At 36.0% G+C, this 22482-nt stretch carries 17 protein-coding genes; 8 read left to right on the top strand and 9 right to left on the bottom strand.

Annotation, left to right across the window (positions count from 1 at the left end; genetic code table 11):
* Positions 1 to 9: 9 nt before the first annotated feature.
* Positions 10 to 705: a YggS family pyridoxal phosphate-dependent enzyme gene (locus tag UABAM_RS15370; protein ID WP_151968891.1), complete on the bottom strand. Its 696-nt coding sequence runs from the start codon at positions 703 to 705 to the stop codon at positions 10 to 12.
* 121 nt (positions 706 to 826) lie between these two features.
* On the opposite strand from UABAM_RS15370, the gene UABAM_RS15365 reads away from it, so the two are divergent.
* On the top strand, positions 827 to 1921 hold the full coding sequence (locus UABAM_RS15365; RefSeq protein ID WP_151968890.1) for a tryptophan 2,3-dioxygenase family protein: 1095 nt from the start codon (positions 827 to 829) through the stop codon (positions 1919 to 1921).
* Positions 1922 to 1932: 11 nt separating this feature from the next.
* Complete coding sequence (locus UABAM_RS15360) at positions 1933 to 2520, top strand: hypothetical protein (RefSeq protein ID WP_151968889.1); 588 nt, start codon at positions 1933 to 1935, stop codon at positions 2518 to 2520.
* A gap of 59 nt (positions 2521 to 2579) precedes the next feature.
* On the opposite strand, the gene trhO is transcribed toward UABAM_RS15360, so the two are convergent.
* Both trhO and UABAM_RS15350 read right to left on the bottom strand, forming a co-directional pair.
* Complete coding sequence (trhO, locus tag UABAM_RS15355; RefSeq protein ID WP_151968888.1) at positions 2580 to 3320, bottom strand: oxygen-dependent tRNA uridine(34) hydroxylase TrhO; 741 nt, start codon at positions 3318 to 3320, stop codon at positions 2580 to 2582.
* A 72-nt stretch (positions 3321 to 3392) separates the two neighbouring features.
* Positions 3393 to 4586, bottom strand: coding sequence for a hypothetical protein (locus UABAM_RS15350; RefSeq protein ID WP_151968887.1), 1194 nt, complete (start codon positions 4584 to 4586; stop codon positions 3393 to 3395).
* Positions 4587 to 4791: 205 nt separating this feature from the next.
* Between UABAM_RS15350 and UABAM_RS15345 the strand changes: the two genes are divergently transcribed.
* The gene (locus UABAM_RS15345; RefSeq protein ID WP_151968886.1) at positions 4792 to 5415 is read left to right on the top strand and encodes a DUF1579 family protein; all 624 of its coding nucleotides are present in this window, start codon (positions 4792 to 4794) and stop codon (positions 5413 to 5415) included.
* 30 nt (positions 5416 to 5445) lie between these two features.
* Here the strand turns inward: UABAM_RS15345 and UABAM_RS15340 are convergent, their stop codons facing one another.
* Complete coding sequence (locus UABAM_RS15340; RefSeq protein WP_151968885.1) at positions 5446 to 6399, bottom strand: glycosyltransferase family 2 protein; 954 nt, start codon at positions 6397 to 6399, stop codon at positions 5446 to 5448.
* Positions 6400 to 6567: 168 nt separating this feature from the next.
* On the opposite strand from UABAM_RS15340, the gene UABAM_RS15335 reads away from it, so the two are divergent.
* Positions 6568 to 7164, top strand: a complete 597-nt coding sequence (locus tag UABAM_RS15335; RefSeq protein WP_151968884.1) for an NADPH-dependent FMN reductase — start codon at positions 6568 to 6570, stop codon at positions 7162 to 7164.
* 288 nt (positions 7165 to 7452) lie between these two features.
* Here the strand turns inward: UABAM_RS15335 and UABAM_RS15330 are convergent, their stop codons facing one another.
* The 5 genes from UABAM_RS15330 to UABAM_RS15310 form a co-directional block, all read right to left on the bottom strand.
* Positions 7453 to 7896, bottom strand: coding sequence for an Mpo1-like protein (locus UABAM_RS15330; protein WP_151968883.1), 444 nt, complete (start codon positions 7894 to 7896; stop codon positions 7453 to 7455).
* 11 nt (positions 7897 to 7907) lie between these two features.
* Positions 7908 to 10358 (bottom strand): DNA topoisomerase (ATP-hydrolyzing) subunit B, encoded by a 2451-nt coding sequence (gene gyrB, locus UABAM_RS15325; RefSeq protein WP_151968882.1) that lies wholly within the window; start codon positions 10356 to 10358, stop codon positions 7908 to 7910.
* Positions 10348 to 10683, bottom strand: coding sequence for a DUF721 domain-containing protein (locus UABAM_RS15320; protein WP_151968881.1), 336 nt, complete (start codon positions 10681 to 10683; stop codon positions 10348 to 10350). Before UABAM_RS15320 ends, gyrB begins: the two co-directional genes overlap by 11 nt.
* A complete protein-coding gene (gene dnaN / locus UABAM_RS15315) occupies positions 10676 to 11803 on the bottom strand; it encodes a DNA polymerase III subunit beta (protein ID WP_151968880.1) in 1128 nt (375 codons plus the stop codon). The genes UABAM_RS15320 and dnaN overlap by 8 nt, the downstream gene beginning before the upstream one ends.
* 1665 nt (positions 11804 to 13468) lie before the next feature.
* A complete protein-coding gene (locus UABAM_RS15310; protein WP_151968879.1) occupies positions 13469 to 17485 on the bottom strand; it encodes a protein kinase domain-containing protein in 4017 nt (1338 codons plus the stop codon).
* Between the two features lie 94 nt (positions 17486 to 17579).
* Between UABAM_RS15310 and UABAM_RS15305 the strand changes: the two genes are divergently transcribed.
* The 4 genes from UABAM_RS15305 to UABAM_RS15295 all read left to right on the top strand — a co-directional run bounded on the left by UABAM_RS15305 (position 17580) and on the right by UABAM_RS15295 (position 22480).
* A complete protein-coding gene (locus UABAM_RS15305; protein WP_173013341.1) occupies positions 17580 to 18299 on the top strand; it encodes a S1 family peptidase in 720 nt (239 codons plus the stop codon).
* Between the two features lie 88 nt (positions 18300 to 18387).
* Positions 18388 to 18525 (top strand): hypothetical protein, encoded by a 138-nt coding sequence (locus UABAM_RS33450; protein ID WP_173013340.1) that lies wholly within the window; start codon positions 18388 to 18390, stop codon positions 18523 to 18525.
* An 8-nt stretch (positions 18526 to 18533) separates the two neighbouring features.
* Complete coding sequence (locus tag UABAM_RS15300; protein ID WP_151968877.1) at positions 18534 to 20141, top strand: proteasome accessory factor PafA2 family protein; 1608 nt, start codon at positions 18534 to 18536, stop codon at positions 20139 to 20141.
* Positions 20142 to 20665: 524 nt separating this feature from the next.
* The gene (locus UABAM_RS15295) at positions 20666 to 22480 is read left to right on the top strand and encodes an esterase/lipase family protein (protein WP_151968876.1); all 1815 of its coding nucleotides are present in this window, start codon (positions 20666 to 20668) and stop codon (positions 22478 to 22480) included.
* The last annotated feature ends 2 nt before the right edge of the window (positions 22481 to 22482 follow it).

Genomic DNA, 22482 nt, shown 5'->3' with positions numbered 1-22482 from the left:
ATCTCATTCCTATTTAAATATAGCAGATCCGACTCGTACAAGTGTAGCTCCTTCTTCAATAGCCACAGGAAAATCACCACTCATCCCCATTGATAGCTCTAATTTATCTTGTTGAATATATCCCTTGTCGCGCAATTTCTCTGCAAGAATTCGTGTTTCTCGAAAACATTTGCGACACACATCCATATCAGCAGTAAAAGGCGCCATTGTCATTAAGCCACAAATAACAATATTATCAAAAGTAGAGATCTCCGTTATCTCGTTACACAGTTGTTCGCAATCAAAGCCGTGCTTGCTCTCTTCTTTACTTGTGTTAACTTGCAACAATATTTTTGTCGTTTCCGTACTGCATTCGGAAATTTTCTTCGCAAGTTTCATACTGTCAACAGAATGTATCATATCAAAAATAGGTAAAGTAACCTTCACCTTATTGGTTTGCAAATGACCAATCATATGCCAGGAAAAATCGCTAATATTACACAATTCGTTATATTTACTTTGAGCATCTTGAACTCTGTTTTCCCCAACATTTTTTATTCCCAAATCAGCTAATAGCTTCATTGTAGCCGCAGTCACTGTTTTTGTTACCGCAACGAGAGTCACACTTTGCGGGAGTCTATCTACTTTAGCACATGTTTCACTTATTTGATCTTGGATACGACAAATATTACGCTGTAATTTTTCACTTGTTAGCACATCATTCATAATAACGGTCCAAAAATATCAAGTTATTCTACTCTTTACTTTTATTTACCAGCTATTTATACTATAACAAAAATTTGGTATTTTCTTCCAGTTGAAAAACGTTTAAATTAACGGGGTCTCAATGAAAAAATATCCACCAGCTTATTACTCAGACTATTTAGGCTTAGACAAACTGCTGTCTTCTCAAGAACTTCTTAGTAAAAAATACGATAGCGAAGCACATGATGAAATGCTATTTATCATCGTGCACCAAGCATACGAATTATGGTTCAAACAGATTATTCATGAACTCGATTCCGTCATTAACATGTTCAGACATGAATACATTGACGAAGTCAATATTGGCATTGCCGTTTCGCGCTTAGCACGTATTACAGATATTCAAAAATTACTTATTGAACAACTACGCATTTTAGAAACAATGACATCGCTAGACTTTTTAGACTTTCGCAATTTTATTACCCCCGCTTCGGGATTTCAAAGCTTTCAATTTCGCCTTATCGAAAACAAACTCGGTCTAGATCCGACACAGAGAACCATGCTAAATGAAAAAGGCTACCGCTCATACTTCGCAGAAAAACATCAAAAACAACTCAAAGAATCAGAAGAACAAAGCTCCTTATTTCATTTGGTAGAAAAATGGCTAGAACGAACACCTTTTTTGGAGTCAGAAGGTTTCAATTTTTGGGAAAGTTACAAAAAAGCGGTCATTACGATGCTGGATGAAGACAAGCAAACCATTATCAACAATCCAATTATATCCGAAGAAAAACGTCAAAAAGAACTCAACGCTCACGAAAACACCCGTGAAAATTTCCGTGCTATTTTTGACCAAGACAAACACGATGAACTCGTACACAAAAATCTACGCAGAATGTCTTTTCGTGCAACTCATGCGGCACTGTTTATACACCTTTATCGCGACCAACCTATTTTACAACAGCCGTTTAAATTTTTAACTCTTCTTGTTGATATTGATGAACTCATGACCGCATGGCGCTATCGTCACGCTCTTATGGTTCTGCGTATGATCGGTACAAAGATAGGGACCGGAGGAACTTCGGGTCACGATTATTTGAAAATGACCGTCGAGAAAAGTAAAGTCTATCAGGATTTGTTTAATATGGCGACATTTTTTATTCCAAGATCAACCCTACCTCCATTGCCTGACGATATAAAGAAAAAACTGGGTTTCTTTTACACAACACAACAATAGAGAGGTGTGTTATGCGTAAAGGTGCACTATTGGTAGTTGCATTTATCATTTCGGGTTGTGCACATAATTTCTACAACGCCGGAGGAAAAATGGGGGACATTCCACGCTCTGATTGCAATGTAAATATGCTATTGATGGGGGCTAGATGGGGCAAAGGAACAAGAGTAATTGATGAAAACGCAAATGTCACTCTGCGGGGAAGAACAAGTATTTGGTCGCCTATCTTCGATTATGAAAGTTTTGACAATAATACCAAATGGAAATTTCCAGGACCAGCCCTACCAAACCTGTTTGGTTATATAAACGTAGGTGGACAACAAGGAGTGGTAACTCCTATATATTCCCAACATAGTGGTAACTTGAATTCATGGTGTATAGGTCCCATTTTCCTTCCCATTTTGCGCAGAGATTGGGCCGATGACGACTACTACAGTTATACAATTTTGGGAATAGTACAATTCGGTTCTTTCGGCGTATCACTACCATTTTTGCACGCAGGAACTGCTCCACGTCCTTTATATACTGAAGGGCATTATGAACAGCACAAACGCGGCCAAGTGATTGAATCATGGGAAGGACGCTGGGCTGCTGGTTTCTAGATAAGATAACACTCTATCACTAGGAAAAAATTTGACTAATCCTGTCAAATTTTTTCCAGTTAAATCTCTTTATATTTATCTGATATTTGTAAATTTTTATCCACACATGTACGTTCGTCAAAAACAAAACAATCGCCATCGTAGTGTGCCCCACCGCACTCCTCAAAATACTTTAGAATTCCACCTTCTAACTGGTACACTTCTTTGAAGCCGTATTCTTTTAAAAATAAAGACGAGGCCTTTTCACAACGAATACCACCAGTACAATACATGACAACCGGTTTTTCTTTTATGTTTTCATCTAAATCTTGTGCTTTTTTCGCAAATTCAGTAAAAGATTTTACATTCAGATGCTCCGCTTTATAAAATTTTCCACATTCAACCTCATAATCATTTCGTGTATCGAGAACATAAATATCGCGATTCTCATCCAACCATTTTTTAAATTCTTGTGGGGCAATGCGCGGCCCTGTAAACTCCTCGGGATTTATGGCATCGTGCTTCATCGTAATAATCTCGTCTTTTATCTTCACGAGCATACGACGAAATGGTTGAAAGTCCGACCAGCTTTCTTTATATTCCATTTGTGGAATACCGCATTTGCCATGCAAGTACCTCTGCAATGCATTTACGTCTTCACGAAAACCGCAAACGTAGAGATTGATACCTTCTTTAGCTAATAGAATCGAGCCTCTCAAACCTTTTTCATTGCAAAACTGTAGCAAATTTTCTTGTAATTCTTCAATGTGGTCAACATGAAAAAAAACATACGCCGCTACATTCAAATATTTTTGTTCCATATTTTACTCCTTGTGTTGACCTTTAAAATAGCACCTCATAGCAAAATCTTATTCTCATAATGAAATGTGAAACTAATCAAAATCAAAGTAACGAAAACCTCCATTGCGTTCGACAAAACACAAAAAATTTTCGAACTTAGAAGCAATTTTATTCGAGTATGCTTGTTTAAAATAAGGCTTTTCGTCTACTTTAGTGGAATGGACATGATACTTTACCAAATGAGCTTGCATTTTCTCAATACTACATTTGATCGCAACATGCTTTGCTCCCCCCTTAAGCATTGATTCTCCATTAGCGCGTAACCAATTGTCTAAAATGCCTGATGATTGCATAGGTGCAAGCTCTTGGTGTGCGAAATCTTGATCACGTTCTTTTTTCCGCAAATGTACTTCACAAACAATTAAAACACTGCTATGAGGATGCTCCATTACTTGCACACCTTTATTTCCATAATCTTTCACAAAAAAAGATTTTGAGCAGCGAAATCCCAATGTTTCAAAAATCTGCACTAGTATTTTAAAATTTTTACGACCACTCCAAAAAGTCAAATGATCGCAGTTTCCCCAACCAAGTCCACATTTATCTTGGAAAAATTTTTGCAAATCTCCCACATGAGTCTTATATTGCCAATAAGCTAATTCGCTTTGTAAAACAATGTGTGCAGCACGCTCTACTCCCACCATATCCACAATACGATACGCGAGTGACAGAGTTTGTCTCATTCCTTCTGTTGCCAACTCAAAATCTCGTTCGCGATTAAACCATAAATCACGTGCTTTTTTTTGTTGCAAAAATTCTTCGCTATCAATGTCTACAGGTACAACATACCCCATAACAGTTGAGCGTTCGACAACGGAAAGTACATAATCGCGCTTATTCGAAATGGACATAGTGCGGGCTAAAGAACAAGCGCTACCTTCAATAGGTACTCGTAGTTTATTTCGCGCGCGAAATGCAACAACAGAATCAACAACGAGAACAACCTCAAAACAACTATCGCGCATAACAATACGAGGAAAGCTTGTTTCTGCAACATAAAAGACATCTTTATCCGTTTCGCTACATTCAAAACCGAGCTTTTCGATTTTTTTACGCATTTGCGAATCACTAGGAAAAACAAAACTATCTATCCAATCACTAAAACGCGTACCCGTTTCTTCTTCCATACGAATAGCTAATTCTTTGGCAAATTTATTATTTTTAAAAAAATCTTCCGTATGCTTTTTTAAAAAGCTTCCTATTCGGAGTAGTTGTTTGGCATCCAATATTTAGCTTTCTTATCAAAAATTTTTCTTATGCAAGAGATAACTCGCCCATAAATTGAAATGGTACATCTTTGTCTAAAACAACATAATTCACATAATAGCAAATAGATATTTTTTCTCAAAATTGTTTTTACCTTATATGCATTTTAAGGTAAAATCATAAAATTCCGTACAATAACCGTATTTTCAATTAAAGGATTTTTTGATGAAAAAACTAGTTGTATTACTTATAGTTTGTTTTGTTGTGGTATTGACATCTCAAGCCGATGACAAAAAGCAATCGGAAAAACAACCTGAATATTATCCTAAATTAGCTATTTCCGAACATCACAAGTTACTACAGGGGGGCATTGGGGAATGGAAATTCACACAAAAAATGTGGGGTAATCCAGACGAAGAACCAATGACAGCAACGGGCACTTCCGTATGCAAACCTATTTTAGGTGGGCGAGGAACAATTGTTTTTGTAGAATCCAGCTCAGAAGTGGCGGGAACATTTCAAGGCTTCGGAGTTTTTACGTGGAATAGCAAAGAAGAAAAATACGAGTGTTCATGGGTAGATGTTTACAGTTACTATGGAATAGATTCCATGGAAGGAACCCACGACCCAAAAACAAACACAACCACATGGACAAGCACCATGAAAGATCCGACAACAGGCGCTGAAATGGCAGTTTCTATGGTCGAAACATATCCAAATGAAGATACCATGATTTCGACATTTTATATGCACATTGGTCAGAACAAAATCAAAACAATGCAAAATACATACACACGAATAAAAAAAGACAACAAAGAAACAAAAGAAACTGCACCGAAAAAAGAATAATGACAAGTCTTCTCCCACGCAAAGTGGGAGTTACTTTTCAAAAGAATCATAAAAAACACGGCAAGATTTACTACCACCTACAAATTCACCTATAATCCCCACTAAAAATAAAACAATCGCCATCACTAAGCTACAAATAACAATTTTTGATGTTAGAGGCCACAGCATGGCAAAAATACCAAAAGCAAAAAAAAGAAGACTACTCTTTCCGAAAAAATAAAGGGGTCTTATTCGATAAGTAATCCATAAAACTAATACATCAAGTATAACTTCCAAACTACGGCCAAAAAAACCATATTTACTTACTCCTGTTGTTCTTGGGGCATGACTAACAGACACTTCAGTGGTTTTTCCTCCCATACAATGTACAATTGCAGGAATCAAACGGTGATAACCTTTCTTCATTGCAATTTTTCGTGCAATATCGCCACGCAAACAATTCATTCCTCCCATATCCTTAAAATGACAACCCATAACTTTACTGATAAACCAATTTGCAATAATAGACGGTAACTTTCGTATAAAAAAAGAATCTTGCCTTTTATTGCGTTCTCCCGAAACTAAATCATAACCTTGGCGCGCTATATCAACTAAAGCAATGATATCTTCCGGAGGATTCTGTAAATCGCCATCCATCATCACAACATAATGTCCACGTGAATGCTGAAAACCACAAAACAAAGCTTCAGATTGCCCCATATTGCAAGTAAATGCTAAATAGCGAACTCGGGTATTGTTATTTGAAATTTCTTGTAAAATTTGCCCTGTATTGTCGGTAGAACCATCATTCACAATGACAATTTCAAATACATCACGTTGCAAAACCTTACATATACGTTCAATTAAAATACGAACAGCTTGTTCTTCATTGTAAACTGGTATAACAACAGAAATGTCAATAGGATCAACAAATAATTGTTCCTCTGGCGAAAAATAAGACACAACTGATTGCTTATTTCTATTAAACTCAAATACTTTTTGCATCTCAACCAACTTTCTTATATATTTCACCCTATACTCAGCAACGAATAAAACAAGCACCAATCAAAACGTTGGGATGAATCGTCATTAAATCTTCAAAGATTATAACAACTGACAAATGCAATACAACTTATTGTATTAGAATTAACACAAAAATAAGAAGGATTTAACATGGACATAACCATTATTTGTGGATCTCAAAGAGTCCAGTCTGAGTCAGGCAAATTGGCACTTTTTTTACAAGAAAAAATAGCGGAGTTATTCCCTGAAACCCAAACCAATTTATTTGATTTAGGCAAAAACCCACTACCGCTCTGGAATGAAGGCGTGTGGCAAGGAACAGACGAATGGAAAACAATATGGCATCCTATTGCCGAAACACTCAATAGTAGTGATGGTATTATACTCATTTCACCTGAATACGGTGGTATGGTTCCTCCTGCCCTTAAAAACTTTCTATTGTTATGTGGGGGCAAGGATATCGCCCATAAACCAGGATTAATCGTTGGTGTATCCAGTGGGCGAGGTGGTTCTTATCCAATTGCGGAACTACGAACAACAGGATATAAAAATAACCGTCTTTGTTGGATTCCCGATCATGTAATTGTACGTGATATTGCAAATTTCAATAAGAATCCATCAGAATACCAACGTGATATAGATAGAATGGAATATTCATTAAAAATGCTAAATGAATACGCAAAAGCTTTAACACTCGTAAGAAATTCAGGAACAATCGATTTGGATACTTATCCTTTCGGCATGTGATTTATTCTATAGTTATCCACATTTTGTGGATAACACTGTGGATAAGTAATGAATTTTTATTTTGTCATAGTTCGTTATTCACAAATCATCAACAAAGACACATTTGCGATATTTGTCGTCTATTCAAGAAAAACGCAAGTTATCCACAAAATGTGGATAACACTGTGGATAAGTAATAAGTGTACTTTTAGATGAAGTTGTCCACGATTGTGGATAAAGATGTGGATAAATGGTGATTGATTTTTGGTAAGTTTTTGGTCAAAAAAAAAATGGGCCGAAGCCCATTTTTTACTTAACACATTTTACGATGTTATTTAATATCCACAGAGGACCTATTAACAAATGCACAAGGTTGTCCATAAAAGACGGTTTCTCTTTTTCAAAAATAATGTGCCCAAGCAATTGTAAAATCCAACCAACAACAAAAACTCCCCATAGAATATAAAGAGATAAGTATTGTGCTCCAACATACAAACCGCCCAGACATATTAACATAAATATCGACAACAAAAAATGCATACGTATATAAAATAAGAAGTAAACTGCTACTGTGGTAATAATGGCAAAATCAATGCGATAACCAGCATACACTTCAAAAGAGTAAGGAATACGGGCCAAAAGTCCCATCAATCCTAAAATAATAAGAGGTATTCCAAAATAATGAGTCATCTTATTGTATTTATTACAATGATGCCCTTCATACTCGCAAAAGTATTCTTGAACTGTTCTCATAACTAGAATCCTTAAACATCTAAATTTTGAACATCTAAAGCGTATTTCTCGATAAAATCCCGTCGTGGTTCAACAACATTGCCCATTAAAACCGAAAATAAACGTTCTGCCTCGATAGCATCCTCAACAGTAACTTGGAACAAAGTTCTCGTGCTAGGGTCCATCGTCGTTGTCCATAGTTGGTCGGGATTCATCTCACCAAGACCTTTATATCTCTGAACATTTAACCCCTTGCGTCCATACTCTAGGCATCGTTGAACAACATGAGAAAGAGACTCTGTAGTTTCCTCTTCTTCCCCATAAACAATTTGATATTCACGTTTCTTGGAATCAAAGAAATCTTCAGGAGAAAATCCAGTGTCTTCAATGGCAAGACAATGTTTTTCCATTTCTTTACAGCCGTAAACTTCGGATAAAAATAAAGCTTCATCATCCGTTGTTGTCGTGCGGAAAAAATTAACAACAGTTAATTCATCACCCATCTCATTGGAACGTTCTTCGCAAAAATTATCCTTTTCTTCCTCTGAAAAAAAGTAACCTGTCGCACCTTTATAGGTATATCGATATCGCGGTAATTTAAATTCATCTTTTTTGCGATTGTTCCAAAAATCTTGTAGGTCAATATCATACTTCAGTAAATTACCCACCAAACTATCCATACGAATAAGGGTTTCCAGAAAACTACGTAGGGATTCTTTTTCTAAAAATGAATTATCTGGTAGTTTAAGTTTTGCTTCTTCAACTCCAAAATCAAGTAAAGCACTTTGGAATTCTTTATCGCTATAAACATACTGCTCTTTGCGTTTCTTTGTAAACTTATACAAAGGTGGTTGTGCAATATAAACATAGCCTTCTTCCACTAGAGAGCGCATTTGTCGGAAGAAGAAAGTGAGTAATAAAGTTCGAATGTGTGAACCATCAACATCTGCGTCAGTCATGATGATCAATTTGCCATAACGTCTTTTTTCAATATCGCACTCATTTTGAATGCCAGTCCCCAACGCAGTAATGATCATTTTGATTTCGTTATGATCTAAAATTTTGTCCACACGTGCTTTCTCAACATTTAAGATCTTTCCCTTGATAGGTAAGATTGCTTGAAAGTGGCGATCACGGCCAGATTTCGCGGAACCACCCGCTGAGTCTCCCTCCACGATATACAATTCAGTTGTGGCAATATCACGGCTACTACAGTCGGCCAATTTACCAGGTAAACCACCTGAATGTAATGGACTTTTACGATTTCGTTCAATATCGCGAACTTTACGTGCCGCTTCACGTACGCGTGCAGCATTGACACCTTTATTGACAATATCTTTTGCCACAGCAGGATTTTCTTCAAGATAAGTACCAAATCTTTCATTTACGATAGATTCCACTAAACCTTGAACTTCGCGATTTCCCAACTTCGTTTTTGTTTGCCCCTCAAACTGAGGATCTGAAATTTTTACGGATATAACACAAGTTAAACCTTCGCGCCAATCATCTCCTGTCGGAACTAACTTGTCTTTAAACAGGTTTTCTTTCTTGGCGTAAGTGTTCATTGTTCGCGTCAGTCCGGATTTAAAACCAGAAAAGTGTGTACCGCCTTCGCGTGTGTGGATGTTATTTGCATAGCTATATACAGTTTCGTTATAGCCATCATGCCACTGCATGGCAACTTCAGCACTAATTTTTTGATCGTCTAGATCAACTTCTTTGCCAAAATAAATAACACCATCATGACAAGCTGTGCGATTTTGATTTAGGTGCTTTACAAAGGATTGAATACCTTCTTCACTGTAGAATACTTCTTTTTTGTCGTCGCGTTCATCGATAAGGGTAATGTAAATACCTTGATTTAGAAACGCCAATTCTTTTAAACGCTTAAGTAGTATCTCAAAACTATAGACTGTTTCTTCAAAAATTTCAGTATCTGGCTTAAACCACACTTTGGTTCCGGTAATTTTTGTATTTCCAATAGCTTCTACTTCTGTTGTTGGAACGCCTCGTTCGTATTTTTGTTGATAAATGTTTCCATCACGATAAACGGAAACCTCCATACTCTCGGCCAAAGCATTCACAACGGAAACCCCTACTCCGTGCAAACCTCCCGAAACTTTGTATGTGGAATTATCAAACTTACCCCCCGCATGTAAAACAGTTAAAACAACCTCAAGAGCCGACTTACCCGTTTCCTTGTGCACATCAACAGGAATACCTCTTCCATCGTCAACAACCGTAATACTATCATCTGAGTGTATACGAACTTCTACGTTTTTACAATAACCTGCAAGTGCTTCATCAATACTATTGTCAACTATTTCATATACCAAATGATGTAATCCTGCACTTGAGGTGCTACCAATGTACATAGCAGGTCTTTTTCGAACTGCTTCTATTCCTTCAAGGATTTTAATATTATCAGAATGGTACTCATGAGGTTGTGGACTATTTGAGTTTTCATTTTGCTCACTCGTCACCTTTTATATCTCCTACCTGAAATATGATATTGCTGATATAAATTTCGCGATGATAACTCGCTAATTTTTTAAGAATATTTTTTTTCTTAAAATTCTGTATTTCGAACAAATATGCTGACGAATCAACTAAAACATAAAGTTTTTTATTTAAATATTTCACCACTTTTGTGTGTTTTATCGTTTCATCATCATTAACGTCATTCCATATATCAACAATGCGCTGATCTTCTCGTTTGATGATCTTGTTTTTGGTAAACAATTGATCAATTAGCGACCCTATCCCCACTGGTTGTCGGGCGTTTTTCCACCACAATTCATCACTCACTAGCCACCTCTTGTGGTTTTATCGGCAACACAACATACTGGAAATCTTCACCGTCTTTTATCATAGCTGGTGAGGCAAAATCTTTTAAAAATACGGTAATCTCTGGGGAATCGATAATTTTAAGCATATCATTAAAAAAATCGGGATTAAATTTGATATCAAAGGGTTCCCCTTCGAAAACGACGGGCATTTCCAGGGAGGCTTCGCCAGCACCTTCGTCATTGGCAAATAATTTTAGTGCATCAGAAGAAAAACTTAGCTCAATACTTTTGTTTTTCTCATCAGTAAACCAACAAACACGGCGAAGAGCAGACGAAAAATCTTTTACTTTTAAAAATGCTTTATGAGGAAGATCTTTAGGTATAACTTTTTCGTAAGGAGGAAATTTAGCATCGGCAAGTCGTGTAGATAAAACAACTTCATCTGTTTGAAAAAGTAACTGGTTTTCAATCAAACCTAATTTGACTTTTTCAGGAGATGTAGCGCTCAAAACCCGATCGATCTGTTGTAAACCTTTACTAGGTACTGTAAATTCTTTACCTTCAAGAGAAGAATTCTCATTACATGGACGATCACAAACAGCTAATCGTTTACCATCGGTCGCCACAAAACGCAATTGATCCTTTAAAATCATAACAAGTACATTATCAAGATTATATCTTGTTTTTTCCGTTGTTGTAGCAAACAACGTTTTTTTAATGAGTTTTTGAAAATCTGCTCCCAAAATATCTAAAGAATCAGCTTCTTGAAACTCGGGAACTGGTGGAAACTTTTCAGGTTCTTCTCCCAAAATTTTAAATGTACCATCAGAACACACAATGGTGGCATTAAAGGTGTCAGCCTTTTCCACAATAACTTCTTCGTCGGGATTTTCCTTTACAACATTAAAAAATTTAAATGCTGATATCAGCAATTCTCCGGGCTCCAATATTTCAAATTGGTCATTGGATAGAGAATATGTAAGAGAAATTTTTAAATCTGTCGCCTTAAGTTTTAAGGCACCATCATGCGCTATTATTTTTACGTTGGCCAATATAGGATAGATGTCTTTTTGTGCAGCAACACCTGTTATTGTCTGAAGCGCTTGTAATAGGACCTGTTTTTTACATTTGATTTTCATAAAGCTTTAGCCATAACCTCTAGAATTTATATTGTTGTATTATGTGTACTTGATTACTGATTATTTTATGTATTGCTTCTCTATTATAAAACATGATTTTTTTTTATTCAATAATTAACTAAAAGCATTTTTTATGAAGTAGTCATCTCTTTTCAGTTTTCCACATACCTATATATATATACTATATAATAATAAGTAATGTAAGTAATAATATACCGCAAAATGTGGATAACTTTTAACCCAATCTCCTAAGTTGTTATTTTAGATATATTTAAATATACTCTGTGGTACAGAGTTTGTTGTGGATAACCTGTGGACAATATGTGGATAACTATGTGGATAACTATGTGACGGTTTTTCGTCGTGGATAACTCGGTAGTTATCCACATTCTATCCACAGGTTATCCACAGGTTATCCACATTTTTTTGCGCTTACTGTTAATTTACGGTTTTTCGTTACTAAAATATACTCAAAAATGAAGAAAAAGTCAATAAAAATTTTCATAAAAATTTTCATAAAACTTTCATAAAATAACCTTGAAAATAAAGGAAAAGAAACGATTTGTAATTTAAAGTTTACGAGTTGACTTTGTGCATTTCTTGGGCGTTATTTAACCGTACTAAAATGACGAAATAAAAAAGGCAAAATTTTTTGTATTGAGAGCGCTTTGGTGGATGAACAAGAGGGTTATTATTTACAAGATTAATAGGATGTTTAGGCGGGGATTGTTTGACGGAATCATTAGTACAGGCCCTAAGTGAGGGAAGTGCCTTAAGATTGACGGATGTAGTTGCTGATGCTTGTTACCAATTCTATTAAGTTGGGGCCTAAAACGGGTTGCTGTATCCAACGCTTTATTAATATTTCGTAACCGTAGCCCTAGCCGTTATACGTGCTCTCCCACTGGATGATTTGCATATAGTATTTCGTAATAGAAAAAATGACAGGTTAACGCGAGACAAACTCATGCGCATGGCTGTCAAGCTAAGAACGGCAAAAAATGTCTAAGAGATACTCATGATGATAGGTTTACGATTCATCGAAGTTGTACAACGCATAACATCAATATTTCTATAACACAGCGCGTTGTAGGGGCGGACCTTGTGTCCGCCCGTTCCCTCAAATACAGATGGATACTCTCTACTTAAGAAAGTTTTCTCGCTTAGCTTGACACATATGCGCGTAAGCGGGAAACCAGCAACATAAAATTGACTTGTAAACGCTGGATCCCCATTTTCATGGGGATGACATGTACTTGTAAGCTTTACATTATAAGGTATTGCATTTGGCTAAACCTTCTAAACCCTTTTAATTCGCGGATTAAAACCTTAACTTAATGGCATTGATTTCTGCTTTCGCAGTAATGACATTTCGCGATAGTTTCGCCTCAGTAAAAATAAATTATCCACAGAGTTATCCACGTTTGTGGATAACTGTTATGCTTGGAATGAGTGTTTTGTTATCCACAGAGTTATCCACAAGAATGTGGATAACTTACTTGAAGGTTGTGTGGTTAGCAATTTTTGAACACTTTGTGTTGTCGATTTGTTTTTTCATTTTGGATAACATTTTGAGGCTAAAAAGGTAAAATTTTACGAATTTTACAAATTTTCACTAAAAAAATAGAGTTATCCACAGGTTATCCACATAAAAATGTGGATAACTTACTTTTTGACAAACGGATCAATACCCGCGCATAGGCGAAAACCGCATGATTCCGCTGTGGCAGTTTCGACGGAATACAATGTAAAATCGATAGGGGCTAAAATACCATCTTTCCAAGAATTTCCCTTTAGTCCAAATTTATTATTTTTATCGAGGATATATTCTTTGACGTTGCCTCCCAGGTCTTCAGCTAAAAATATTGAGCGATCACTTGAGTATGCTCCTACTGGGTATATGCGTTGCATCGATTGAATACTGAAAGATGTGTTGTAAAAAACAGCGTTATTGTAATTGCTCGCTACATACTTGTTGTTCATATCTCCACGTGCGGTGTATTCCCATTCTTTTTTACTTGGGAGACGCCAAACGAAACCTTTTTCTTTCCAACTAGTGTTGGTATTTTCGTTTTTCCAATCGAGAAACTTTTTTATTTGTTCTACGCTTACAGCAAAAATAGGCCAATTGTTTTGTCCTATTATTTGTGTAAACTCGCCTTTGTACATGTAGAAAAGTGGCTTACCTGTACTTAGAATTGGAATAACGTTCTTCACCGCTTTTTTGCCTTGCATACGATATGTCGCATATAGGAATTGTTTCCATTCTTTTATGGTAACTTCGTTACGTCCGATTATGTAGCCATGTTGATTGTTTAACTTACTTTTGGGAAATGCGTACAAAATAGATACGTAATTTTTTTGTAATTCTTGTGGTAAATTGATTTCTTTATCCATCTTACCGAGTGAATGTGAAAGTGTATCCACATTTTGTTTTACATGAAATGAGCGAAAATAGTTATTTTGATAAATAACGTAATTTCCTACAGGTAACTCTATGGGAGATGTGGTTATTTCATTCGTAGGATTTTCTGATGATTTTGGAGGCGGTGATAAAAAGCCTAACTTCGTCAACGAGTTAAAGGGTATATCTTTTTTGGTATAGAAACGACTACTACGGAAAATAGAGGTAGGAATTTCCGCAGAGATACTCTCGTAATTTCTAATGATTTGACATGATACAGTTTTTTTGTAATGGACTGCATTGTACAGGAGCCGATTACTATTGATATATTTGTTGTTTATTTTGTAGATAAGATCGTTTTTTTGTAAGCGTTTTGTGCGATCAATAACAGAGGTAACCCGCAAGAGGATGTGATTACCATTAATTATGTTTTGGTAGAAATGAGCCATTGTTTGGATATGGTCGTGAATAAATTTTGTTTTTAATTGTTTTTTGTTTTTTATATTTGAGTCATTGATCGTTTGCAGTGCTTTTTTTTGCCACGTTTGGAACGCGGCAGACTTTTGTTTTTGCAAGGACGACATATATAAAGAGACGCAAAGTAATTGGTAGGCGTCGATATAGAGTGGAGATTTTTTTATTACTGCTATAAGGATTTCTTGGGCTTCAAAGTGTTGTTTTTTTAGAACTCGTTGTAGGGCTTTTACAAATAAGTTCATACTTTGCGGAGAAAACTTTTGTTGTGCATTATTCTTCGTTACGGTTTGTTTTTCTATATCGAATGCGCGTATTTCGTTTTGCCCAAGTAGGTTTTTTTCAACCTTAAACAGATAGCTATTTCTTGGATTATTTATATTTACTTTTATTGTTTTTTGCTGACTTGGTGCTAGCTTTTGATATTCACTTATGTATATTTCTTGTTCTGTTTCTGGAGAGAATATAATGATATTTTTTAGCACTTCTAGTAATTTGTCATGATGTTGTTTCGAAGGTTCTTGCAGGTATAATTTTTGGCATATAGGTAATAGCTTTGTTTGCAATATTGTTTTGTATTGTAACTGCAGTTTGTGAATATTTTCTTGGTAAACTTTTTTTTGTATATAAAAATTTTCGGGAGTGGATATATCCGAAGGACTTGCTAATTTTTGTAGGTTATCAAGGTAGTCTGTTTCGTATTTTTGCTGAAGATTTTCAACGGTTTCTATACTTGTGGTAACATAAATACCTTGTGGGGTATAAATGATTTTTGCTGCGACTAAAAACAAAAATATTACAAAAATATAAACAATGTAATTCGCAAAGCGGTAGCGTCTTTGTATGTCGGTTAGCCAATTGAATGATGGAGCGATGATAGGTTTGTGTTGCAGTAGTTTGTCGATGTCATCAGCAAAAATACTTGCATTTTGGTAGCGTTTTTTTGCTTGTTTGGCAAGAGCTTTAGAACAAATACTTTCTGCTTCGCGAGTTATATTTGGCCTTCTCCAGAGAGGTAAATATAGTTTATTGCTCTCGAAACTATTTGTCAGCAATTTGTACATGACAGCTCCAAGAGAATATACATCGTGTAATGGAGATAGACTTCCAAATAACACAGAAGGCGATTGGTACGTAAAGTCTTTTTGTAGTTGTTTATCGAACATTCTGTTCATATAAAGATCTGTAGATAATCCGAAGTCAACGAGAAATGGCTGACCTTCTTCGTTGATGATAATGTTCGATGGCTTAATGTTACGATGTACAATACCCTTGACATGAGCATATTGCAATGCGCGTGCTAAATCTCTTATTAGCATTAGGCATTTTTGGATGCTTAGTTTGTTTTCCGTCGCGTATTGTTCTAAATTTTGTCCGGATATGTTTTCATAAGCGATGTAGTGGGTATCCCCACATTTGTTGATTTCAATAATACGCAAAATATTGCGATGTTCTAAAACCGAAGCGTCGGTGGCATCCTGTATAATGGCTCTTGTGTATTTATCTGTACCGTTTAATATTTTGATGATCAGAGGTTTGTTGTTGCGTAAGGCTTTGTATATCGTGCCTAAATACCCGCGACCTAACTTCTTTTTTAGAATAAAATTTCCAAAATAATCATCTCTCTCATCCATGGATACTTTCATTTCTTCTGTCGCATCGTAAGCCTTTTTATTAAATTCAATTTTCTGAAATTGATGCCAAAAATTTTGTACGTCTTGTTGAGAAGACTCCAATGCTTGGCGAATAAGAGCGGAATATTTCGCGGGAATGTCATTTAGTTGTGGAAGCTTATTTTGTTGTAGAAGAGACGCGTATTCTTTTTTGGGAATGGTAGAGAAGGGGACTTTTGTTGTTGTAAGAAAATAAAGCAATGAACCCAGTAAAAACGAATCTGCCTCTTGTGAGACATTGTTACGGATTTGTGAGTGATGCACAAATCCATGTACCTTGGGTAGATTTTGACAAAGATTTGTCGCCACTAGTCGTGAGTAAAAGTGCCCAAGAATAAAAATGTTGCGCTCCGTGTCTAGGTAAATGTCATGAGGATTTATGGCGGCGTATAGTTTTCCTTGTAAATGTAAGTCATGAATAAAGTCGGTTAGAGATTCGATAATGGATGCGATTGTGTCGCTGTCAATTTTCTTTTTTTGGGCAATAAGATCATGTAAAGTGGTTCCTTCTACATAATTGGTAATCCACGCATACAAACCGACTTGTTCATCGAATATGATATTTTCGATATCTAATGTTTGTTCCAATGATAACTGACGTAAATTGTTTGCCGCTTGCATAAAAGAAGCGACATATTCTGCTTGTGAGACATAAGCAGGCTTTAATATTTTTACTACATAACGCCCGCAGTGATAAATCCATGTGAAGTGTCCTTCTGCAATTTTACTCATTTTACCATATTGTGATTCGATTGTTTGTTTCCAATCAGGATAACGATCTATTGTTTCGTTGTCGTGTTCAATTGTACATTCAATGATGGAGTTTTTAATTTTGATTTTTATGAATGTTTTTGTTGCAGAAAGTGAGATGCTATGCGCTTCATTTTTTGTTATGATACGACTTTGATCTTGATACTCTGAAATAATTTTTTTGTGTGCCTGAAGTTGCAATTGCATAGATTGGCTATCAACACAAAGTGTTATGTGTTGCGGAAAAGCTTCTTGAATCCATATATCTTGTGAATGATCACTACCTATGTCGATTGTTTTTTTTTCGTTAGCGGGAACGTATTTGGTAATTGATGATCGATCACTACGGCGAATAGTAATTGTCCATATCAGATTTTGCAAAGCTTTACCTTTCGTTATGAAATCTTACAATGTAAACAAATTTCAAATGCCCAAGATAAATCATAACATCCATTTATAAAAAAGGAACTCTATTTTGAAAATATATGTTGGGATTCTTTGCTTCTTTTTACTTGGTTGTACCTCACAAAATGCTCCTCAGAAAATAGCCAAAGTGTTTAATATAGATGAGCATTCTTCTTATGTTGTAGCGGTAAATATTTCGACGAAAGATCATGGGGTATTTGGAGCTACTGGTGTTCTTATTGATGAAAAGCATGTCGTAACCAACTACCATATTTTAGAGGACGATACTTTACGAATATGGATTGAGTGGTCTTCTCGTCTTGATAGAGAGGCAATAAATGCGGAGGTTGTTTTTACAGATAAATCAAATGATTTGTTACTCTTAAAATTAGAAGAGGAAGTGGCTTATAAAACAGCAGATGTTTTTGGAGATAGATCTGTTTTCCTTGGGAAGGAAATTTTTATTTTGGGTTTCCCCGAAGCAACACAAATAAGTAACACAAGCACTCTACATGTATTCAATGGTTTAGTATCAGCACAACAACCAAAATCACAAAGTGATTTTCCGCGTCTGATTTTAGATGCTAAGGTTATGCAAGGCAATAGTGGTGGACCTGTTGTTGATCGAGAAACTGGAAATATTGTGGGGCTGATATCCGGAACAATTGTTGATATTATCGATAGTGATGATGGTTCTAAAATTGAAGGGGAAAGCGTAGGAGTCGCCATCCCTCTAGAGCTAATCCAGATATTTCTACAACGTTACCGTGAGGTTGATAAACAAAGTTGATGGTAAAACTGTGTTGTAAATGCTTACAATATATATTATATTAGTATTGTATTTTGTCAAACTTAAGTTTCAACATTAGGGGAATATTATGAACACAAATACACAACCCAAGCCACAACCACAACAAGTTCTTTTCGGACAAGTTGTATCAAATATCGTTGATGATGCTAAAAAACATGCACCATTGTACAATAGCACCTGTGTTGTTCCCAAAGGTGGTGAATAAGTTTTTATATGTTTTCTCGATTAATGGGTTTAGAAACCGAATACGCAATTCGTTTTACGCCTTCAAAATATTTTAAAAAACGTCGTCCAGACCATACTGTTGTCTTTTTTGCAATGAAAGAAGCTATTTCTCGAATTGTTAAGACATGTGAAGGTGAAGGACTTATTGCGGCCCAAAAAAAAAGCTTCTTCGTGCAAAATGGAGGAGCTTTTTGTTATGAACACCTTCCTTATGCCATCGAAGATGGCTTATTAGAAGGACAAACACCTGAATGTTGCACGCCTTTACAACTTATACGTTATCAACAAGCCCAAGATTTCCTTATCGCCAAAGCCATACCTATTGCAGATGAAATTCTTGAGTACCAAGGATTCCACGGAACACTTGCTTTTTTAAAAAATTGCAAAGACGCCAAACAGAATATTTACGGAGCCCAAGAAAATTACGAAGCGCAAGTCGCAAGCGGTTGGCAGTTGTTTTTATACCGATTGACCTCCTTAGCCATGTTGTTGATTTTTATACCCATATTTTTGTTTCTAATTATGATAAGTATGGTCTTTGTTATCGGAAGCGTTGTCCTTGTTCCTCTTTTCGTTATGCTGAAACCACGTTCAATGTCGATGATGGATTTATTTGGGGCGATCGGAACGGTAATCGAAGTGACTTTAACCTTTCCTGTTTATTGTCCCTTATTCTTTTTTCATCGTTTGTTTGCCTTCCGTTCTTTGCGAAAACAGATGACGGCTTTTATGGTTTCACGCATTATTTTTACCGGAGCCGGAACCCTAAATCCTCTTTTTGAATTGAGTGAAAAAGCAGGAGCAATACGGCGATTAACTAGATTTTCTATTTTACCGGGGGATCGACCGATTTTTGATACATCGAATATTTATAAATATTTTATGGATACTTTTTCTGGCGGTGCTATCAAATCTCTTGTCAGTTCAAAACAGCGTTTTCAAATTAGTTTTTCCGATTCTAATATGGCTCCAATTGCCGAATATCTAAAGGTTGGCGTTACCTCTCTAATTATTGAAATGATTGAACAAAATTTTATTCAGGATGCACCTCAATTGAGAAATCCTATTGTTGCTTTGCGCATCATAAATGGAGACGATTCTTTACTTACCAGCGTGGATACGAAGTGTGGAAAAATGACTGCGCTTGAAATTCAACGTTTTTATCTAGAAAAGGCCAAACAATATTCTCAAGAAACGACCAATATTGAAGTACGTGAGTTGGTAAATCTCTGGGAAAAAGTACTCAATGATTTAGAGAGTTCTCGCCAAAAATTGATTGGTAAAATTGATTGGATAACAAAAAAGTTTCTTTTAGAGCAAGTGGCTGATGAAGAATTTTCTGTACGTAAAAAAATGGACTTGCGTTATCACGAACTCAATAGTGGTTATTTTGCGCAGTTACAAGATAAAATTGACAATCTACGTTTATTTGATGAGCAGCAAATAGATGAAGCGATATTTAGTCCTCCAGGAAATACACCCGCATTTTTCCGTGGCAATTTAATTTCAGGATCTCATGATTTAGACTTACGTGTGGGTTGGAAACATGCAAAAGGCAAAGATGGTCGTGTTGTTTCTTTTTATCGGAAAAAGTAAGCTAATTTGTTGTGTCACTTAGTTTTATTTGACGTTTTTTTCCTCTCTCCCAAATATAAACATTGTAAGAAACCTCTACTTTTGTGGTTGTTTTGTCCGTTGTGGCTACTGTCGCAAAATTCCTATTGAACATATTGCAAATAATGTTAAAATAAAAAGAGTTAATTTTTTCATTTTTTTATACCCCAAATATTTAGTATCTGAAATACGTACTACACGTATTTTCAAAAAATGATGTTTTTCTGCTAACCCAACTGCACCAAAGGCAGAAAAAACATCATTGCTTTCTTGTAAGACATGTAGCATTGTTTTGTATAATGCTTACATTTTCCTCCTAAAAGATGCACGGCCAAATCACCATACGCCAATTCTCGTTCCTCATAAACTCGACGATTGATATACCATATCACTAAATATCAAATACCCCTTTTCGACAAGGCGATTTAGCATGGTTTTACCGTGCGACATTTGGATTTTATACAAATTACTTAACAACCTATTTGCAACTGTTGAAGGAAAAAATCATGAAGTGTTTTGTATGGATATTTTGCTGTGTGCTACTCATTGGATGTTCTTCTTCTCCGATAGAATTCAAACCGACCACCATTGAAGAATCATGGCAAGATCAGCAAAGTAATGTTCTAAATTCGCAGATTCTTAGTCCGCAAACGCAACAACAACTGCGTATTTATTTACTCACCGATTTGTTTTTAGAATCTCCAGGTAAAGCGATTGTTGGTTTACAAAAACAATTGATCAATGAAAAGAAACGAGAAGTGTGTTTAGCTGTGGCGGAGTTGTATTACGATTACGCGAATAAGTCGCAAACATATAAAGAAAAAATAAAATACTACACCGAAAGTATGAAGTATAGTTATTTTTATATGTTTGATAAAAATTTAGGTGAGCAATATTCTTTTGACACAAATTTTAAACTCATTGCCGATATTTACAATCAGTCCTTAACCAAATGTGTATTCTTGAGTCAAAAGCAAAAAAAAGAGTCACCGACGCTGTTTTTGCGTACGTTGAATTGGCCTGCGACGTATCATGGTTTTTCCGTGGCAACGGAAAATATACAAGGCTTTTTGTTTGCCAACCAATACAAACTTACCGGAATGAACAATGTCTATGAAACGTATGGTTTGGGAGTGCCCTTGATACTTTTGGCGCTACCCGATGCCAATTATCCCAATATAGATGAATTCTATTTAGACGAAGAGCAAAGTTACCCCGCGACTATTTTTGCAAGAATCCAAGGTTCTTTTCTCGAACCGGAGAATGTCGATGTGCATTTAGAATTTCATAACTCGATGAGAGCTAGTTATACAGAGGTAGAAGGACAAAAAATATCGTTACAAACGGATATTACAAAACCCTTTGCGCATTCTTTAGGTATTCACAATTTTCACGAATTTGAGTTGTCTAGTATTTTCAATGTAGAGGAAGAGAAGATACGTTTGTTTATGTCGGAACCATACACCAAAGAAAAAATTCCGGTACTGTTGATTCATGGTTTGTACTCTAGTCCTCTAACATGGTTACAAATGGCAAATGATTTACGTGGTGATCCTTACCTTCGCGAAAAATACCAATTTTGGTTTTTTGTATATCCGACGGGCAATCCTTTTCCCATTTCGGCAGCGGCATTGCGTCAAAAATTGGAAACGTTGGCTTCCATTTTAGATCCAGATAAAAATAACACAAGTTTTCAAAAAATGGTGTTGATTGGACATAGTATGGGGGGCTTACTCACTAGACTGAACATTAGTGAGAGCCGAAATCATCTTTGGAAAATGTTGAGTGAGAGAGATTTTTCCGAAGTGAAGAAGAAGTTACCTGAAGAAGTAAGAGGCAGAGTTGAGAAGGCGGTATTTTTTAAACCGCAATATTTTGTAAAACGTGCTGTTTTTATTGCGACACCCCACAGAGGAAGTGCATTCGGACATCACTGGTTGTCACAGATGTTGACATCATTTATTAAGCTTCCGGGGCGTTTTTTAGAAGGAGCTAAGGCTCTAAATAAAATTTTGTTGCTACAAGAAGAAGGTATTGATTTAAGCCATATGAACAGCATTTCTTCTTTGAGTTCTAAAAACCCAATATTTAAAGCGATAGAAAAAATGAGAATAGATATTCCCTATCATAGTATTATTGGAAATACCGCTATGGATAGTGAAGAGGAGTACTGGACAGATGGTGTTGTCGCTTACCAGAGTTCTCGTATGGAAAATGCCGTTTCTGAAAAAATTGTTCCTTATAGCCATGGTTGTACTTCACACCCAGTGACGATCCAAGAGGTAAAAAGAATTTTGAAGTTACATTACACGAATGATTGATT

The organism is Candidatus Uabimicrobium amorphum (genome assembly GCF_009002475.1).
Classification (GTDB): domain Bacteria; phylum Planctomycetota; class Uabimicrobiia; order Uabimicrobiales; family Uabimicrobiaceae; genus Uabimicrobium; species Uabimicrobium amorphum.
This window is presented reverse-complemented; position numbering and strand designations above follow the sequence as displayed.

Bases quoted from the DNA above. Each gene is read 5' to 3' on its own strand.
- UABAM_RS15370 (WP_151968891.1), bottom strand. From the start codon at position 705: ATGAATGATGTGCTAACAAGTGAAAAATTACAGCGTAATATTTGTCGT.
- UABAM_RS15365 (WP_151968890.1), top strand. From the start codon at position 827: ATGAAAAAATATCCACCAGCTTATTACTCAGACTATTTAGGCTTAGAC.
- UABAM_RS15360 (WP_151968889.1), top strand. From the start codon at position 1,933: ATGCGTAAAGGTGCACTATTGGTAGTTGCATTTATCATTTCGGGTTGT.
- trhO (WP_151968888.1), bottom strand. From the start codon at position 3,320: ATGGAACAAAAATATTTGAATGTAGCGGCGTATGTTTTTTTTCATGTT.
- UABAM_RS15345 (WP_151968886.1), top strand. From the start codon at position 4,792: ATGAAAAAACTAGTTGTATTACTTATAGTTTGTTTTGTTGTGGTATTG.
- UABAM_RS15340 (WP_151968885.1), bottom strand. From the start codon at position 6,399: ATGCAAAAAGTATTTGAGTTTAATAGAAATAAGCAATCAGTTGTGTCT.
- UABAM_RS15335 (WP_151968884.1), top strand. From the start codon at position 6,568: ATGGACATAACCATTATTTGTGGATCTCAAAGAGTCCAGTCTGAGTCA.
- UABAM_RS15330 (WP_151968883.1), bottom strand. From the start codon at position 7,896: ATGAGAACAGTTCAAGAATACTTTTGCGAGTATGAAGGGCATCATTGT.
- dnaN (WP_151968880.1), bottom strand. From the start codon at position 11,803: ATGAAAATCAAATGTAAAAAACAGGTCCTATTACAAGCGCTTCAGACA.
- UABAM_RS33450 (WP_173013340.1), top strand. From the start codon at position 18,388: ATGAACACAAATACACAACCCAAGCCACAACCACAACAAGTTCTTTTC.
- UABAM_RS15300 (WP_151968877.1), top strand. From the start codon at position 18,534: ATGTTTTCTCGATTAATGGGTTTAGAAACCGAATACGCAATTCGTTTT.
- UABAM_RS15295 (WP_151968876.1), top strand. From the start codon at position 20,666: ATGAAGTGTTTTGTATGGATATTTTGCTGTGTGCTACTCATTGGATGT.